Origin of the sequence: Mesorhizobium sp. M0983, assembly GCF_040318975.1 — a bacterium.
In the GTDB taxonomy this organism is placed as follows: Bacteria; Pseudomonadota; Alphaproteobacteria; order Rhizobiales; family Rhizobiaceae; genus Mesorhizobium.
This window is the reverse complement of sequence record NZ_JAMYNH010000013.1, coordinates 149,904-165,538: the sequence shown is the minus strand read 5'-3', so window position 1 is coordinate 165,538 and position 15,635 is coordinate 149,904. Positions and strand designations below refer to the sequence as shown.

The 15,635-nt window shown below is 63.0% G+C and carries 14 protein-coding genes; 1 reads left to right on the top strand and 13 read right to left on the bottom strand.

Annotated features, from left to right (window positions below; all coding sequences use genetic code 11):
* Positions 1 to 126: 126 nt before the first annotated feature.
* The 12 genes from NKH71_RS22790 to rpsF all read right to left on the bottom strand — a co-directional run bounded on the left by NKH71_RS22790 (position 127) and on the right by rpsF (position 11,525).
* Positions 127 to 348: a hypothetical protein gene (locus NKH71_RS22790; protein WP_023719840.1), complete on the bottom strand. Its 222-nt coding sequence runs from the start codon at positions 346 to 348 to the stop codon at positions 127 to 129.
* A gap of 125 nt (positions 349 to 473) precedes the next feature.
* Positions 474 to 1,214: an SDR family NAD(P)-dependent oxidoreductase gene (locus NKH71_RS22785; RefSeq protein WP_352895345.1), complete on the bottom strand. Its 741-nt coding sequence runs from the start codon at positions 1,212 to 1,214 to the stop codon at positions 474 to 476.
* Positions 1,215 to 1,434: 220 nt separating this feature from the next.
* Positions 1,435 to 2,916 (bottom strand): amidophosphoribosyltransferase, encoded by a 1,482-nt coding sequence (purF, locus tag NKH71_RS22780; RefSeq protein WP_502900411.1) that lies wholly within the window; start codon positions 2,914 to 2,916, stop codon positions 1,435 to 1,437.
* Positions 2,917 to 3,030: 114 nt separating this feature from the next.
* Complete coding sequence (locus NKH71_RS22775) at positions 3,031 to 3,702, bottom strand: CvpA family protein (RefSeq protein WP_352895343.1); 672 nt, start codon at positions 3,700 to 3,702, stop codon at positions 3,031 to 3,033.
* A gap of 47 nt (positions 3,703 to 3,749) precedes the next feature.
* Positions 3,750 to 5,168 (bottom strand): DNA repair protein RadA, encoded by a 1,419-nt coding sequence (radA, locus tag NKH71_RS22770; protein WP_352895346.1) that lies wholly within the window; start codon positions 5,166 to 5,168, stop codon positions 3,750 to 3,752.
* A 231-nt stretch (positions 5,169 to 5,399) separates the two neighbouring features.
* Positions 5,400 to 6,890, bottom strand: coding sequence for a replicative DNA helicase (locus NKH71_RS22765; protein ID WP_352791500.1), 1,491 nt, complete (start codon positions 6,888 to 6,890; stop codon positions 5,400 to 5,402).
* A 206-nt stretch (positions 6,891 to 7,096) separates the two neighbouring features.
* On the bottom strand, positions 7,097 to 8,065 hold the full coding sequence (locus tag NKH71_RS22760; protein WP_023719834.1) for a small ribosomal subunit Rsm22 family protein: 969 nt from the start codon (positions 8,063 to 8,065) through the stop codon (positions 7,097 to 7,099).
* A 3-nt stretch (positions 8,066 to 8,068) separates the two neighbouring features.
* Positions 8,069 to 8,392, bottom strand: coding sequence for a YnfA family protein (locus NKH71_RS22755; RefSeq protein WP_023719833.1), 324 nt, complete (start codon positions 8,390 to 8,392; stop codon positions 8,069 to 8,071).
* Between the two features lie 82 nt (positions 8,393 to 8,474).
* A complete protein-coding gene (locus NKH71_RS22750; RefSeq protein ID WP_023719832.1) occupies positions 8,475 to 9,764 on the bottom strand; it encodes a cyclopropane fatty acid synthase in 1,290 nt (429 codons plus the stop codon).
* Positions 9,765 to 9,916: 152 nt separating this feature from the next.
* The gene (gene rplI, locus NKH71_RS22745; protein WP_023719831.1) at positions 9,917 to 10,501 is read right to left on the bottom strand and encodes a 50S ribosomal protein L9; all 585 of its coding nucleotides are present in this window, start codon (positions 10,499 to 10,501) and stop codon (positions 9,917 to 9,919) included.
* Positions 10,502 to 10,776: 275 nt separating this feature from the next.
* Entirely contained in the window at positions 10,777 to 11,025 is a 249-nt protein-coding gene (gene rpsR, locus NKH71_RS22740) for a 30S ribosomal protein S18 (protein ID WP_006203718.1), read from the bottom strand.
* Complete coding sequence (gene rpsF, locus NKH71_RS22735) at positions 11,025 to 11,525, bottom strand: 30S ribosomal protein S6 (protein WP_023719830.1); 501 nt, start codon at positions 11,523 to 11,525, stop codon at positions 11,025 to 11,027. Before rpsF ends, rpsR begins: the two co-directional genes overlap by 1 nt.
* A gap of 463 nt (positions 11,526 to 11,988) precedes the next feature.
* Between rpsF and NKH71_RS22730 the strand changes: the two genes are divergently transcribed.
* The gene (locus tag NKH71_RS22730; protein WP_023719829.1) at positions 11,989 to 13,533 is read left to right on the top strand and encodes a pilus assembly protein; all 1,545 of its coding nucleotides are present in this window, start codon (positions 11,989 to 11,991) and stop codon (positions 13,531 to 13,533) included.
* A gap of 39 nt (positions 13,534 to 13,572) precedes the next feature.
* Here NKH71_RS22730 and NKH71_RS22725 read toward each other — a convergent pair whose 3' ends face one another.
* Positions 13,573 to 15,498 (bottom strand): LTA synthase family protein, encoded by a 1,926-nt coding sequence (locus NKH71_RS22725; protein ID WP_023719828.1) that lies wholly within the window; start codon positions 15,496 to 15,498, stop codon positions 13,573 to 13,575.
* Between the last annotated feature and the right edge of the window lie 137 nt (positions 15,499 to 15,635).

The window sequence follows — 15,635 nt, the reverse complement described above, 5'->3', positions numbered from 1 at the left end:
CAAGGCAGGAAATGGCAGTCGCTCCTTCGCTCACCTGCCTCTCCAAAGAATCCTTTCTCAGCCTAAACTCAACCCCAAAATCGCCATATGCGATTCCCCTGCCTCAAGGGGGGAGATCACGCTGTCCTACTGCGCCGACGGCTCCTCGGCGTCGCCCTCGTCCGCGAACGGCGAGGCGCTCGGTACGCACTGCACCGACCAGCCGGCCGGCGTCGGCTGCTTCTGGTATTCGGTGACGGCGGAGGTGCACTGTTCGCGGGTGTCGAAGGTGCTGGGCAGCACGACCATGCCGCCTTGCGGGCCGGCGATCACCAGATACCAGACCAACGCTACGCTCGGTGCCGCCATGAGTATTTCCTCGCTCTGCTTGTTTTGGGAGTCGGTGCGATCCTAGCAACTCCGGCCAAGCGGCGAAAGTTGGGCCGAAGCGCGGCGTTACGCCACGGCATCACAGCCGCGTGATGTCAGGCCGCTTACTCCGGCTGCCGGTAGGCGACAAAGCGGTTGTGCTTGGCCTGGAAGATCAGCCCCGTCTCCTTGAGCGCAGGGCTGGCCAACGGCACGATACGCTTGGCGATCTCCGAAGGGTGCGGCAGAGCCTCCGGATCCTCGCCGGGTACCGCCTGCGCCCGCATGGCGGTGCGCGTTGCCCCGGGATCGGCGGCGTTGACCCTGAGCGGCAGGTTTTCGGTCTCATGCGCCCACGAACGCGTCATGGCCTCGACCGCCGCCTTCGACGCCGCATAAGGCGCCCAGAAGGCGCGTGCGGAGTGGGCCAGGCTGGAACTCAGTACGATAGCGCGGCCGGCATCGGAGAGTCTCAGCAGCGGGTCGACCGAGCGGATCAGCCGCCATGTTGCGGTGACGTTGATGGTCATCACCTTCTCGAAGGTCTTTGCCTCGACATGGCCGATCGGAGCGATGACGCCGAGCACGGCGGCGTTGGCGACCAGTATGTCGAGCTTGCCCCAGCGCTCGTGGATGGCGCCGCCCAGCCGGTCGATCCCCGCCATGTCGGCAAGATCGAGCGGTACCAGCGTCGCCTGTCCGCCGCCTGCTTTGATCTGGTCGTCGAGTTCTTCCAGCCCTCCGACGGTGCGGGCAACCGCAATCACATGTGCGCCGGCGGCGGCAAGCTCCGTGGCGATGAAATAGCCGATACCGCGCGAGGCGCCGGTGACGACCGCAACGCGGCCGGAGAGATCGAGGGTCATGCTTGAACTTCCATGAGGTCGGCGTGAGGCACCCCCCTCTGCCCTGCCGGGCATCTCCCCCTCAAGGGGGGAGATTGGCCCTCATCAGGCTCAGCGCCTGTTCTGCGACCGTCGCGATTGGCGAAAGTCGACAATTCAGCCGATCTCCCCCCTTGAGGGGGAGATGCCCGGCAGGGCAGAGGGGGGTAACCTGGCGAAGACAAATGGCGATCCGGCAACCTTACGACCCGCCTGCCGCCAATAGCGACAGCGTGCGGACATTGTCGGAGCCTTCGAAATCGGCAAGCCGGGTCGGATACTGGCCGGTGAAACACGCGTCGCAGAATTGCGGCTGTTCGTTGTCGCGGCCGGCTTCGCCGACGGCCCGGTAGAGCCCGTCGATCGAGAGGAAGCCGAGCGAATCGACGCGGATGAACTCGGCCATCTCCTCCACCGACATGCGCGAGGCCAGCAACTTCGACTTTTCCGGTGTGTCGACGCCGTAGAAGCAGGAGGCGCGCGTCGGCGGCGAGGCGATGCGCATATGCACTTCCTTGGCGCCGGCATCGCGCACCATCTGCACGATCTTCTGGCTGGTGGTGCCGCGTACGATCGAATCGTCGACCAGCACCACACGCTTGCCTTCGATCATGCGGCGATTGGCGTTGTGCTTAAGCTTGACGCCCATGTGGCGGATCGAATCGCCGGGCTGGATGAAGGTGCGGCCGACATAGTGATTGCGGATGATGCCGAGCTCGAACGGGATGCCCGCGGCCTGCGAAAAGCCGATCGCCGCCGGTGTGCCCGAATCCGGCACCGGCACGACGATGTCGGCCTCGACCGGGCTCTCCAGTGCCAGCTCGGCGCCGATGCGCTTGCGTACCTCGTAGACATTGCGGCCTTCGACCGAAGAATCCGGCCGGGCGAAGTAGACATATTCGAAAATGCAGAAGCGGGTCTTCTGCGGCTCGAACGGGAACAGGCTCTCGATTCCCTTGCTGGTGACGACGACCATTTCGCCGGGCTTCAGGTCGCGCACGAAACGCGCCCCGATAATGTCGAGCGCACAGGTTTCGGAGGCGAGAATCCAGGCGCCGTCGAGATCGCCAAGCACCAGCGGCCGGATACCGAGCGGGTCGCGGCAGCCGATCATCTTCTTGGACGTCATTGCCACCAGCGAGAAGGCACCTTCGACCTGGCGCACCGCATCGATGAAACGCGAATTCAGGTCGCGCTCCTTGCTGGTGGCGACCAGATGCAAGAGCGTCTCGGTGTCGGAGGTGGAAGAGAAGATGGCGCCCTGCTTCTGCAGGGCGCGCTGAACGGTCATGGCGTTGGTGAGATTGCCGTTATGGGCGACGGCAAAGCCGCCATCGGCAAGTTCGGCGAAGAAAGGCTGGATGTTGCGCAAGCCAGCGCCACCGGTGGTGGCATAGCGTGTGTGGCCGACGGCACGGTTGCCTTGCAGGCTGTCGATGACACGCTGCTTGGTGAAGGTGTCGCCGATCAGGCCGACATGGCGTTCGACATGGAATTGGGTGCCGTCATAGGAAACGATGCCGGCCGCTTCCTGGCCGCGATGCTGCAACGCATGCAGGCCGAGTGTTACGATGGCTGCGGCGTCCTGCCGGCCGAAAATGCCGAACACGCCGCATTCGTCGTGGAAATGGTCGTCGGCTTCGGCGGAAAGCACGTCGTCTGCGTCTGCCACTGAGGCTGCCATTGGGGGCTCAAGCTCCGCTAAAGTCGCCATATAAGGTCATAGCGCATCGAAAGCAACGCACGTCGTGCGACGTTCACATGATCGACAGTCTCGAGGCGAGCAAGTCTGCCGAAATCAGTTTGCCGGCGCCGGGTTTGCAGGTGCCGGCGTCGCGGGCGCATTGTCGGCCGGCGGAGCGTCGCTGTCATCGGGTGCCGGAGCAGTGGCGTCGTCGCCGGCGGCAGGTGCTTCCGCTGCAGGCGCGTCGGGGGCCAGAGGCGTCTCGGTGGCCGGCCGATTCGGATTGAGCTTGTTGAGGATGGCGTTTTCCGGATCCTCGGGCAGCAGGCTTTCCAGCTTGGCACCGATCGATTCGAGCAGCGGCTTTGACTTGGCGTTGGCAATCCAGCCTGGAGCTTTGGCGCCGGCCAGCCAATTGAAAAACAGCAGTGCGACCGCGACCACCAGGATGCCGCGCGCCGCGCCATAGAGGAAGCCAAGTGTGCGATCGAGCGCGCCGATCCTGGAATCGATGATCCAGTCGGCGAGCTTCATGGTGATGACGGAAACGACGATCAGCGCGACAATGAAGACGATACCGGCCGCCGCCGCCATGGCTGCCTTTTCGTTGTCGATATAGGGCTGAATGTAAGGCAGCACCGGCTTGTAGAAGAAGAAGGCCGCCGCAGCGGCAGCTGCCCAGGAGATGATCGACAGGATCTCGCGCGAAAAGCCGCGAACCATGGCGAGCATCGCCGAGACCAGGGTGAAGCCGACGAGAATTCCGTCAAGCAGCGTAATCGGCATGTTTTTCGCCCCGCTCCGATCTCTTTTTCACGACTCGACGAGCCGCATCAATCTTGCTCATCGGCGCGGCTGCGCCGAGTGCCGGCTATGCGCGCCACGAGATCGGCAAGCTCGGTGGGCTGGAAAGCGCCGGCTCCGATCCCCCCGGCCCCATTACCACCAACAAGTTCCTCGCTGCCCAAGGGCAGAACCGCGCTTCCGAAACCCAGCTTTTCGGCTTCCTTGAGGCGCTGCTGCGCATGCGCAACCGGCCTCACCGCCCCCGAAAGGCTGATTTCGCCGAAATAGACGCAATCGGCGGGAAGGGCAAGACCGGTGAGCGAGGAAACCAGTGCCGCCGCCACCGCCAGGTCGGCCGCCGGCTCCGAAATGCGGTAGCCGCCGGCAACGTTGAGATAGACGTCGTGCGTGCCGAAGCGAACGCCGCAATGGGCTTCCAGAACCGCCAGGATCATCGACAGCCGGGCGCCGTCCCAGCCGACGACGGCGCGGCGTGGCGTGCCGAGCGTCGAAGGTGCTACCAGCGCCTGGATCTCGACCAGCACCGGCCGTGTGCCTTCCATGCCGGCGAAAACCGCGGCACCCGGCGACTTCGCGTGACGTTCACCGAGGAAAAGCTCGGACGGGTTGGCGACTTCCCGCAAGCCCTTGTCCGACATTTCGAAGACGCCGATCTCGTCGGTTGGCCCGAAGCGGTTCTTGACCGTTCGAAGGATGCGGTAGTGGTGGCCGCCTTCGCCCTCGAAATAGAGCACCGCGTCGACCATGTGCTCGACGACGCGTGGGCCGGCGATCTGGCCCTCCTTGGTGACATGGCCGACCAGAACGATCGCCGCCCCTGTGGATTTTGCATAGCGGATCATCGCTTGGGCGGCGGCACGCACCTGGGTCACCGTGCCGGGCGCTGAATCGGCCATGTCGGTCCATAGCGTCTGGATCGAATCGAGAATGACCAGGTCCGGCCGCTTGCCATCGGCAATGGTGGCGAGGATGTCCTCGACGTTGGTCTCGGCGGCGAGTTCGACCGGGGTGTCGGCGACGCCGAGCCGCTGGGCGCGCAGCCTGATCTGGGCGACCGCTTCTTCACCGGAGACGTAGACGATGCGGTGGCCCTTTGCCGCCAGTGCGGCTGCAGCCTGGGTGAGCAGCGTCGACTTGCCGATGCCGGGATCGCCGCCGACCAAAAGCGCCGATCCGCGCACGAAGCCGCCGCCGGTGGCGCGGTCGAGTTCGCCGATGCCGGAGACGATGCGCGGGGCGTCCTCGATGTCGCCGGAGAGGCTGGTCAGCACCACCGCGCGGCCCTTGCGGGCGTTGCGGGTGTTGGCCGGACCGGAGCCGATGCCGCCCGACGTGCCTTCCTCGACCAGCGTGTTCCACTCGCCGCAGGCATCACATTTGCCGGCCCAACGCTGATGCACCGAACCGCAATTCTGACAGATGAACTGGATACGGGATTTGGCCATCAGCGTCGCGTCGCTTGCCAATTGCCGAGGCTCGTCGATCCTGCCCACCCCCCTCTGTCCTGCCGGACATCTCCCCCGCAAGGGGGGAGATTGGCTGTCATTGATGCTTTCGCCAATCGCCGATGCCGCAAGAAGAGAGCCGGCGACAAAACTGCCGATCTCCCCCCTTGCGGGGGAGATGGCCGGCAGGCCAGAGGGGGGTGTGACGGAACGCGACGGTTGGCCAACAAGCTACTCGAACCGATCCGGCAAATGATGCTCTTCCGCGAGGTCCGAGAAGCGGGTGAACTCGCCCTGGAAGGCGAGGCTGACCGATCCCGTTGGGCCGTGGCGCTGCTTGGCGACGATTACCTCGGCCTTGCCGCGCATCTCGTTCATCTCGTGTTCCCACTTGATGTATTCGTCGGTACCTGGCTTCGGCTCGCGGTTCTTCAGATAATATTCCTCGCGGTAGACGAACAGCACCACGTCGGCGTCCTGCTCGATGGAGCCCGATTCGCGCAGATCCGAAAGCTGCGGGCGCTTGTCGTCGCGGCTCTCGACCTGGCGCGACAGCTGCGACAGCGCGATGATCGGCACCGCCAGCTCCTTGGCCAGTGCCTTGAGCCCGGTGGTGATCTCGGTGATTTCCTGGACGCGGTTTTGCGATGATTTCGCGCTCGATCCCTGCATCAGCTGGATATAGTCGATGACGATGACGTCGAGGCCGCGCTGGCGCTTCAAGCGACGCGCGCGGGCGGACAGCTGAGCGATGGAAATACCGCCGGTCTGGTCGATGAACAGCGGGATTTTCTGCATGGTCTGCGAACAGGCGACGAGCTTTTCGAAATCCATCTCGCTGATCTCGCCGCGGCGGATTTTCGACGACGGGATTTCGGTCTGTTCGGAAATAATGCGGGTGGCGAGCTGTTCGGATGACATTTCGAGCGAAAAGAAGCCGACGACGCCGCCATTGGCCGCCTTGAACGAGCCGTCGGCCTGCTGCGCCGGGACATACGCCTCCGCGATATTGAAGGCGATGTTGGTGGCGAGCGAGGTTTTACCCATGCCGGGGCGGCCGGCAATGATGATCAAGTCGGACGACTGCAGGCCGCCCATGCGACGGTCGAGGTCGCGCAAGCCGGTGGCGACGCCCGACAAATGCCCGTCGCGCATATAGGCGGCATTGGCCATGTCGACCGCCGTCTTGACGGCGTCGGTGAAGCTCTCGAAGCCGCCGTCGTAGCGGCCGGTCTCGGCCAGCTCGAACAGCCGCCGCTCGGCGTCCTCGATCTGGTCGGAGGGCGACATGTCGACCGGCGCGTCATAGGCGATGTTGACCATGTCCTCGCCGACGGTGATCAGCGCGCGGCGCGTGGCCAGATCGTAGATGGCGCGGCCATAGTCGGTGGCGTTGACGACGGTGACGGCCTCGATCGCCAGCCGCACGACATATTGCGCCACCGTCATGTCGCCGACCTTCTCGTCGGCCGGCAGGAAGGTCTTCAGCGTGATCGGCGTCGCGATCTTGCCCATGCGGATGAGCTCGGCCGCGACCTCGAAGATCTTCCTGTGCAACGGCTCGTAGAAATGGCCAGGCTTCAGAAAGTCGGAGACGCGATAGAAGGCATCGTTGTTGACCAGGATGGCACCGAGCAGCGCCTGCTCGGCCTCGATGTTGTTCGGCGCCTCGCGATAGAGCGGTGTTTCCGCCACGCCGAATTTTCGTGCTGCCTCTGCCATGATGTCCCCGGTCCTGATCCCGGTCTCTCGATATCAGAACGAGACAAGTCGGTGATGACTTATCTGCATCAGTCCCCAACCAACCAACTTTGATGCCCGCGATTCACAGCCAAGATACTTCGGTGGAAAGAATCTCGATTGACTCGAATCAAGATGGCGAGCCTAACCGTTCTTGGGCGAGAACAAAACAGGAAAATAGCTGCCGATCATTCCGGCAAGGCGTCACCCCAGTCCAGTCGCCGCGCGGCCTTGAACGTCTCGCCGTCGCGCTTCGTGAACAGTCGCTCGGCGGCATGACCATCCTGTTGGCAAAGCTTCAGCAAGACCTTGCCGGAGCCCGATTTCGGCGGTGCGATCACCCGCGCGCGGGGCGGAGCGGCCGGATGACGGGAAGCGGCGACAAAGATGAACTTTTCGTCCTCCCACGGCACCTCGGCATCCTTGGCCAGACGGTGCAGGCGCGAGCGGGCGACGCGGCGGGCGAAATGGCACCAGTCGGGAGCGACAAGTGGGCAGGGCGCCTCATGCGGGCAGGGCGCGAGCACGTGCGCCCCCGCCTCGATCAGCTGCCGCCGCACGGCAAGGATGCGCTGCCAGCCGGCCGGCGTGCCTGGCTCGACGACCAGCAGCGTGTCGGCGGTCAGCTGCCAGAGCCGGTCGATTAGTTTTGCCAGCGATGCCGGCGCGATCTCATCCAGCACATAGGCCGAAGTCACCAGCTCGGCCGGCTCCAGATCGACCAGGTCGATGGTGACGTCGCCGGTCAGCCAGGCGGTCTTGGCATGGATTGTCTCGGCGGCAAGCGCCTCGCCGACCCGCCGCACCGCGGCACCGGCCTCGAGCAGCACTGCCTGTTCGAGATCGGGCCAGAGATCGATTGTGGCCCAAAGCACCGTGCCAGGGCCGGCGCCGACATCGAGCAAGGTCTTCGGAGCATAGTCGGGCCGAGACTCGCCCACCGCATCGAGGCTGGCACGGACGGCCGCATAGGTCGCCGGAAGCCGCGTTGCCAGATAGGCCTTAACCGCCATTTCTTCGGCCATGTGCAGGCGGCCATCGCGCAACTCGGCGCGGTAGCGGTCCGACAGCGTCTTGGCCGCTTGCTTGATCATCGGCAACGGCACCTGTTCGAGAAGGCGGTCGACGCCTTGTCTAAGCGGGGCGGGCAGTTCCATGGTCTACGCAGCCCGAGGTGCGAGCACGATGACCGAGGCGCCAATGATGCACATCGTGGCACCGGCAAGATCCCAACTGTCGGGGTGCACGCCTTCCGCCAACCATAGCCAGACCAGCGAGGCGGCAATGTAGATGCCGCCATAGGCGGCATAGGCCCGGCCCGCCGCACTGGTGTCGACAAGCGCCAGCAGCCACGCGAATAGCACCAGTGAGACGAGACCGGGCGCCAACCACAGCGGCGACTTATCCAGCCGCCACCACGCCCAGAACGAGAAGCAGCCGGCGATCTCGGCAAGTGCGGCGGCGACGTAGAGGAGGTAGGTCATGAAAAAAGGTCCCGCGTTGACGAGACCTTTTTCAGCGTGCCAGCCGGCAATGGCAAGCGGCAATGGCGCGATCGCCGGCAGTCTACTCCGGATCTGCCACCTTGCGGCGGCGAGTGGGCTTGGCGGCAGGAGCCTTTTCACGACGTCCAAGATCGCGCATCTCCAGCGCCTTCTCGCAACTGGCCATGTAGTCGCGCGTCACCGGCAGCGTGTCGTTCTTCTTGGCGATCTGGATCTGGAAGATCACCAGATCCTGCCATCGGAAGGCAGCTTCCGAGGCGGCAAGATAGAACTCCCACATGCGGCAGAAGCGCTCGTCATAGATCGCCTTGGCCTTGTCGCGGTTGGCGGCAAAGCGCTCGCCCCAATGCTTCAGCGTCTCGGCATAATGCAGCCGCAGAACCTCGATGTCGGTGACGACGAGCCCCGACTTTTCGATAGCCGGCATCACTTCGGAGAGCGACGGGATATAGCCGCCCGGGAAGATGTATTTGCGAATGAAGGCGCTGGTCGCCCACGGCACACCGGAACGGCCGATCGTGTGCAGCAGCATGACACCGTCCGGCTTCAGCAGCGTCGCCGACTTGTCGAAGAAGGTACGGAAATGATTGACGCCGACATGCTCGAACATGCCGACCGAGACGATGCGGTCGAAACGCTCATTGAGCTCGCGATAGTCCTTGAGGTCGAAATGCACCCGGTTTTGCAGGCCTTGCGCGTGCGCGCGGTCGGTGGCGACGCCGTGCTGCTCGGTCGACAGCGTCACGCCTTGCACGTCGACGTCGAACGCCTTGGCGAGATAGAGGCCAAGCCCGCCCCAGCCGGAGCCGATGTCGAGTACCGTCTGGCCCGCTTTCAACCTGAGCTTGGCGGCGATGTGGCGCTTCTTGGCTGCCTGGGCCTCATCGAGCGTCATGTCCGGCTGCTCGAAATAGGCGCAGGAATACTGCATGTCCTCATCGAGGAAGAGGCGATAGAGGTCGCCCGACAGATCGTAGTGGCGCTGCACGTTGCGGCGCGCCCGCGACGCCGTGTTGATCTGCTGCAGGCGCCGGAAGGCGTGGCGCAGACCCTCGATCGCCTTCGACCAGGTGGCATCGATGCCGCCGCTGCCCATGTTCTGGAACGCAATGCGCATCACCCCCAGCACGCCGCCCTCGATAATGTCGAGTTCACCGTCCATGTAGGCTTCCGGCACCGCCAGCATCGGATCAAAAGTGATGGCGCGCTCGGCATGCCTTGTCTTGATGTGCATGTGCACCGGCTCGCCGCTGCCGTCACCGAAAGTCACCATCGAGCCTTGCGGCCCTGTCACCTTGAGATTGCCTGTGCGGACCAGGCGGTCGAGAACGCGCTTAAGCAGAATATTCATGACCAATTGTCCCCTCTCGGCCAGACATGCTGTCCTATTCTGCATCAAGATATAGGGGTTCGAAAAGTTCCATTTGGCATAAAAATGCCCGGGTGCGAGGCCCGGGCATTGGTCCAGATAGGTATTAGCCGACGAATGCCGGCGAACAACGATCAGCCGTTGTCTTCGCCGCCCTCGAACTCCGCGTTCGGATCGAAGAAATTTTCCGGCCGCGCATTGTCGTTGATGTCTTCGCCGTAGATGGCTTCGGCGGTGGTCAGCGTTTCGCCCTTGGCCTGGCGTTCGGCTTCGTCGGCCGTGCGGGCAATGTTGAGCGTGATGGTGACCTCGACTTCCGGGTGCAGCGCGATCGCCACGTTGGTGACCCCGATGGTCTTGATCGGCTGATTGAGAAGGATCTGGTTGCGGTTCACCGAAAAACCTTCCGCCGTCAACAGCTCGGCGATGTCGCGCGTCGAGACCGAACCATAGAGCTGGCCGGTCTCGCCGGCCGAGCGCACGGCGATGAAGCTCTTGCCGTCGAGCTTTTCAGCAATCTGCGCGGCCTCGGACTTGCGCTCCAGGTTGCGGGCCTCGAGTTGGGCGCGCTGTCCCTCGAACTTCTTCTTGTTACCTTCGTTGGCGCGCAGCGCCTTGCCCTGCGGCAGCAGGAAATTGCGGGCGAACCCGTCCTTGACCTTGACGGTGTCGCCCATCTGGCCGAGCCGGGAAACGCGTTCGAGAAGAATGACTTCCATGGTTTTGTTCCTTCGCTTGGGCACCTATCCTCAGGATCGGCGCCGAATTGTCTGGAACAGGTCAGGAAGCTGGGGCGTCGCCGCCTGTGTCGCTGTCCTGCCTGTCGCGGCAGTTAGGATCTCTTGTCGAAATCCAACCCGGGATTTGGTGTTCGATCCAGCTACGCCCGTCGTGGCCGGTGAAAAAAGCGGGCGGCGAACCGCCCGCTGGCTAGACCATGATCCCGAAAACTGGAAACCGGTTTTCGGATAAGATCATGGTCAACTAATCAGTCTTAGCGGACCACGTAGGGCAGCAGGCCGAGGAAGCGGGCGCGCTTGATCGCCTTGGCGAGTTCGCGCTGCTTCTTCTGGCTGACGGCGGTGATGCGCGACGGCACGATCTTGCCGCGCTCGGAAATGTAGCGCTGCAGAAGCCGCACGTCCTTGTAGTCGATCTTCGGCGCGTTGGCGCCGGAGAACGGGCAAGTCTTGCGGCGACGGTGGAAGGGGCGCCGGGTTGGGATCTGGTTGATGTCGACCATTATTCTGCGGCTCCTTCAAAGCCTTCGCGCGGACGGCGCGGGCCACGATCGGCACCGCCATCGCCGAAGCTGCGCGGCGGACGATCAGCACGGTCACCGCGATCGCGGTCGCCGAATGAGCGCGGGCCACGATCGCCACGGTCGCGGTCGCCGAAGCCGCCGCGTTCCGAGCGCTCTTCGCGCTTCTGCATCATTGCCGACGGGCCTTCCTCATGCGCATCGACCTTGATGGTCAGGAAACGCAGCACGTCCTCGGACAGGCCCATCTGGCGCTCCATCTCATTGAGCGCGGCCGGCGGGCAGGTGATGTCCATGAGTGTATAATATGCCTTCCGGTTCTTGTTGACCCGGTAGGTGAGGGACTTCAGTCCCCAGTTCTCGACCCGGCCGACGGACCCGCCATTCGCGGTGAGGACGCCCTTGTACTGTTCGACAAGCGCATCGACCTGCTGCTGCGAGAGGTCCTGCCGGGCAAGAAACACATGTTCGTATAGAGCCATAGTGTTCGTGCCTTTCTTCGTTTCTCTCCCGGTTCCCGGCGGCAAAAGCCTCTGCAACTTCTCTGACCCGCAATCCTTGCGAAGACGGGGAAGAAAGGAGCATGACGAGACGGTCGAGAGCGGAGACACGGGAGGCGGAAGCGCTTCTGGCTCCACGCGAAGGTTCGAAAACCTCCGGCCCTCCGTTCAGCCCCCAGCAAGGACCGGCAGATTGCGGGCGTCTATACAGGAATTTGACCGCAAAGCAAGGCCAAACGACAGGCCAAACGGCTCGACTAGCGTCCTATCTTCCAGAGCACAACGGACCTCGATGGCAAGGTTTTACGGATTTCCTGAAACCTGACCTTAACCATCATGCGAAGTTCCCCGTGCCGGCGGGCGTGGCGGCAACCCGCCGTTCATCATGCGAATGCAAAACGAACAGTTCGCGCGCGGCCGCCAGCAAGGCGGTTTTGGGGATAAAATGCTGTTCGACAAATTCTGCCGTTCGAAGAGCGGCAACTTTGCCCTGATGCTGGCGTTCGGGCTGCCTGCGGTTCTGACGGCCGTCGCCTTTGCCGTGGACGTGTCCACCTTGATGAGGGCCAAGGTCAGCTTGCAGAACGCGCTCGATGCCGCGAACCTTGCATCTTCGCATCTCGGCGACATCGAGGCTTCGCGCAAGGACGTCTTCGACCGCTACTTCCAGGCCAATGTCGCCGGCCACAGCGAGTTGAGGAACGCCGAAGCGACGCTTACCGTCGAAAGGGGCCTCAATTACATCCAGACAAAGGCTGTCGCCGCGGCCGATGTCAACTTGAACTTCGCCTTCCTGTTCGGCAACGACAAGCGCATCACCGTCGATGCCGGCGCCGTCGAATCGACCAATCAGCTCGAAGTCGTGCTGGTGCTCGACAATACCGGGTCGATGGCCAGCAACGACCGCATCGGCGCATTGCGGACGGCGGCGACGGGCTTGATCGATATGCTCCAAGCCGCGAAGTCGCCGACGCGCAGCGTACGTGTCGCAGTGGTGCCATTCGTCACCGCGGTCAATGTCAAGGGCGAGGACTACGATCCGGCCTGGATCGACATGGCCGGCAAATCGCCGAACAATGGCGCCAATTTCCCCTTGGTCGGCGGCAAGCGCGTCAACCATATGGACCTGTTCAAGCAATTGGGCGTCGAATGGAGAGGCTGCGTCGAGGCGCGGCCCGGAATCAACAATGTTTCCGACATTTCGCCCGACCAAAACAAACCGGACACCCTGTTCGTACCCTATTTCGCGCCGGACGATCCAGGTAACGCCAAAAATCCGAACAGCTCCTATGGCAATTCGGCGGCCGGCTACAACAATTCCTATCTCGACGATACGGTTATCACCCTGCTTCCCGGCCTCACCGGCGACATCGCGAAGTACAGTGTTTCGACGATGAAGCTGATCAACGACAAGAAAGGCCCCCTGACCATCGGCCCAAACCGGGCCTGTCCGACGCCGATAGTGCCGCTGACCGACGATTTCGACAAATTGCGTAAGGCCGTCAGTGAGATGATCGAATGGAACGGCTCGGGGACCAATGTTTCGGAAGGGTTGTCATGGGGGATGCGGGTACTCTCGCCGGAACCGCCCTACAGTGACGGCGCGCCGTTCAGGGCGTCAGGCACGACCAAAACGGTGCTGCTGCTCACCGACGGCGAAAATGTTGTCTATGGCGCGAAGGATACGCCACAGAAGTCGGACTATGGTTCTTACGGGTTCCTGGCTTCGGGTCGGTTCGGATCCAGCGACCAGACCGCGGCCGCGCGCAATGTCGACGACTGGACAACCAATGTCTGCAACACGTTGAAGAAACAGGACGTGCAGATCTTCACAGTACTGCTGCAGGCCGACACCGCAGCCAACCGCAAGCTCTACGAGGCCTGCGCGTCGTCGCCGTCGGATTATTACCCGACCAACGACGTCACCCAGCTCGAAAGCGTGTTCCTGAAAATCGGAAGCTCGATTTCGCACCTGCACTTGACGAACTGAACGACGTCAGTCGCCCAACGGCCGTTCCGCCGCCGCTGCTCAACTCGTGTGCGCAGCCACTTTGCGTGTGGTTTCGGGGAAGAAATCGGGCGCCGCATGGCGCTTGCCGAACATCATGTCGTACTGCAGCAGACGGAAGTCGCGGATTGCCGGGTCGATCTCTTTCTGACGCGACCAATCGGGGGTGGCGTCGCCCGCCGGTGCCAACAGCAAATTGCGGTCGATGACGCGGTAGTGCTCCCGCAACTGGCCGAGGAAGCCGGTGTAATAGGGATGACTGATGCCGGCAGTCTTCAGGATATGATAGGGCAGGAAGGCTGGGCTGACGGCGCCGAGATCCTCGGCCGGGCCGCTGCGGTTTGACCAGACGATCAGCGGCGTCTGGTGGTGCAGCAGCATCTGGTCGGCCGCCTCCTTGCGCGGCGCGACATTGTCCTTCAGGAAACCGGTCTCGACGTAGACCGGCCCAAGCGGCGGCAGATGGTCGCCGAAGAAGGCGATGACCGTCGGCCGCTGGCGTTTCTTCGCCCATTCGATCAGCCGCTCGAGGCCACGGTCCGCGTCGGAAGAGCCTTCGGCGTAGCTCAACAGCGATTCACGTGCCCATTGGCTGATCGGCGCCTGCACCTTATGGGTCGGATTGTTATAGCGATAGGGCTCATACGGCCCGTGGTTCTGCAGGCTGACGGCGAAAAAGAAGACCGGCTCGGCGCTGGTATCGGCCTCGTGGATGATCTCGTCGGTCATCGCTGCGTCCGACGCGAGCGGTCCGCGTTTTTGCATGGGCGGCAACGTCTCCTCGGATTTGAAGTCGTTGAAGCCGAAATCGGCATAGACGGCTCCCCGGTTCCAGAACCAGTTGGTGCCGGGATGGATGGCGCGCGCCCGGTAGCCCTGACTTTTCAGGAAGGTCGCCAGCGACGGGGTCGGTGTCCGCACATATTGCTGGTAGGGAATACTGCCCGCCGGCAGGAAGGCGTTGGAAAAGCCGGTCAGGGCCTCGAACTCGATGTTGGCCGTCATGCCGCCGAATTCGGGCGAGAACATGTAGCCCGTGCGCAGTGCCCGCACATTGGGGATCGGGTCGGGCGTGATGGTGACGCCGGGCAGCTTGGTCGGATCCCAGAAGGATTCGCTCATGACGACGATGATGTCGGGCTTCTCGGCGGGTACCGAGGCCGTCACCTGCGGTTTGCCGATCGCTTCGATCGCCTTGCCGGAATAGCCGGGCGGCGCCGAGACATGGGCCATCGGGACGTTCAGCGCGAATGCGAGCGCAAAACCGTTCGAGGCATAGTTTTCCTTCTGGTCCCACATGATCGGGATGATCTGCAGCCGGTCGCGCGTCCATGAGAAAGTGGCATAGTCCATGATGGAGACGAAGAAGGCGATCAGCGGCACTGTCAGCGTCAGTCGGGCAAGGCGGCCCTTGTGGCTGAGCGCCGGAACGCGGCGGCGCCATAGCCGCCAGCCATAGACGAGAAGCGACAGCCCGCCGACGACGCCGATCGCCAGGGCAATGGCGGTTCCCGGGCGATCGCGTACCAGGAGCGGCATCAGCGCCACGATCTGCCGAGAATAGAGGAAATCAGTCGGATAGAGCGGATCGCCGAGATAGAGCGACTTCTGGTGGCCGACGAACGCCAGCGACAACGTCAGCGGCGCGAGGATCATCAGGCTCTGATGGCTGCGGCCGAGCACGGCGTCGAGCCCTATGAGGATCAGCGCAAAAATGATGATTGTGGTCCAGCCGGGTTTGAAGGGCTGCAGAAAGAAGTCGACGGTGCCGGCAAAGTTGCCGCGCACGATCAATTCGATAGAGAACACCAGGATGGCCGCGGCCAACAGGCTGATGAAGCCATAGCGGATGACAGGCCATTTGCGCCCCGGCAGATAGCCGGTGGCCGGATCGCCTTCGAGAAACTGTGGCGCGGCCTCGGCTGCGCTCTTCTTGGTCTTTGCCACTGCAATAGTTCCCCGGCCCGCAACAAAAGCGTCACTCGACTGTCATCGAACTGTCACGCAAAGCTAGCGCCTGTGGCGGAAATAAGAAGAGCCAGCAAACAAATCGTGAGCGGTTTTCATCATGAGTGATCGCCAAA

What these genes read in the sequence shown, in the direction of transcription:
- rpsF (WP_023719830.1), bottom strand. Translation starts at nt 11,525, where the DNA reads ATGGCTCTATACGAACATGTGTTTCTTGCCCGGCAGGACCTCTCGCAG.
- purF (WP_502900411.1), bottom strand. Translation starts at nt 2,916, where the DNA reads ATGGCAGCCTCAGTGGCAGACGCAGACGACGTGCTTTCCGCCGAAGCC.
- rplI (WP_023719831.1), bottom strand. Translation starts at nt 10,501, where the DNA reads ATGGAAGTCATTCTTCTCGAACGCGTTTCCCGGCTCGGCCAGATGGGC.
- rpsR (WP_006203718.1), bottom strand. Translation starts at nt 11,025, where the DNA reads ATGGTCGACATCAACCAGATCCCAACCCGGCGCCCCTTCCACCGTCGC.
- NKH71_RS22765 (WP_352791500.1), bottom strand. Translation starts at nt 6,890, where the DNA reads ATGGCAGAGGCAGCACGAAAATTCGGCGTGGCGGAAACACCGCTCTAT.
- NKH71_RS22760 (WP_023719834.1), bottom strand. Translation starts at nt 8,065, where the DNA reads ATGGAACTGCCCGCCCCGCTTAGACAAGGCGTCGACCGCCTTCTCGAA.
- NKH71_RS22785 (WP_352895345.1), bottom strand. Translation starts at nt 1,214, where the DNA reads ATGACCCTCGATCTCTCCGGCCGCGTTGCGGTCGTCACCGGCGCCTCG.
- NKH71_RS22775 (WP_352895343.1), bottom strand. Translation starts at nt 3,702, where the DNA reads ATGCCGATTACGCTGCTTGACGGAATTCTCGTCGGCTTCACCCTGGTC.
- radA (WP_352895346.1), bottom strand. Translation starts at nt 5,168, where the DNA reads ATGGCCAAATCCCGTATCCAGTTCATCTGTCAGAATTGCGGTTCGGTG.
- NKH71_RS22755 (WP_023719833.1), bottom strand. Translation starts at nt 8,392, where the DNA reads ATGACCTACCTCCTCTACGTCGCCGCCGCACTTGCCGAGATCGCCGGC.
- NKH71_RS22750 (WP_023719832.1), bottom strand. Translation starts at nt 9,764, where the DNA reads ATGAATATTCTGCTTAAGCGCGTTCTCGACCGCCTGGTCCGCACAGGC.
- NKH71_RS22730 (WP_023719829.1), top strand. Translation starts at nt 11,989, where the DNA reads ATGCTGTTCGACAAATTCTGCCGTTCGAAGAGCGGCAACTTTGCCCTG.
- NKH71_RS22790 (WP_023719840.1), bottom strand. Translation starts at nt 348, where the DNA reads ATGGCGGCACCGAGCGTAGCGTTGGTCTGGTATCTGGTGATCGCCGGC.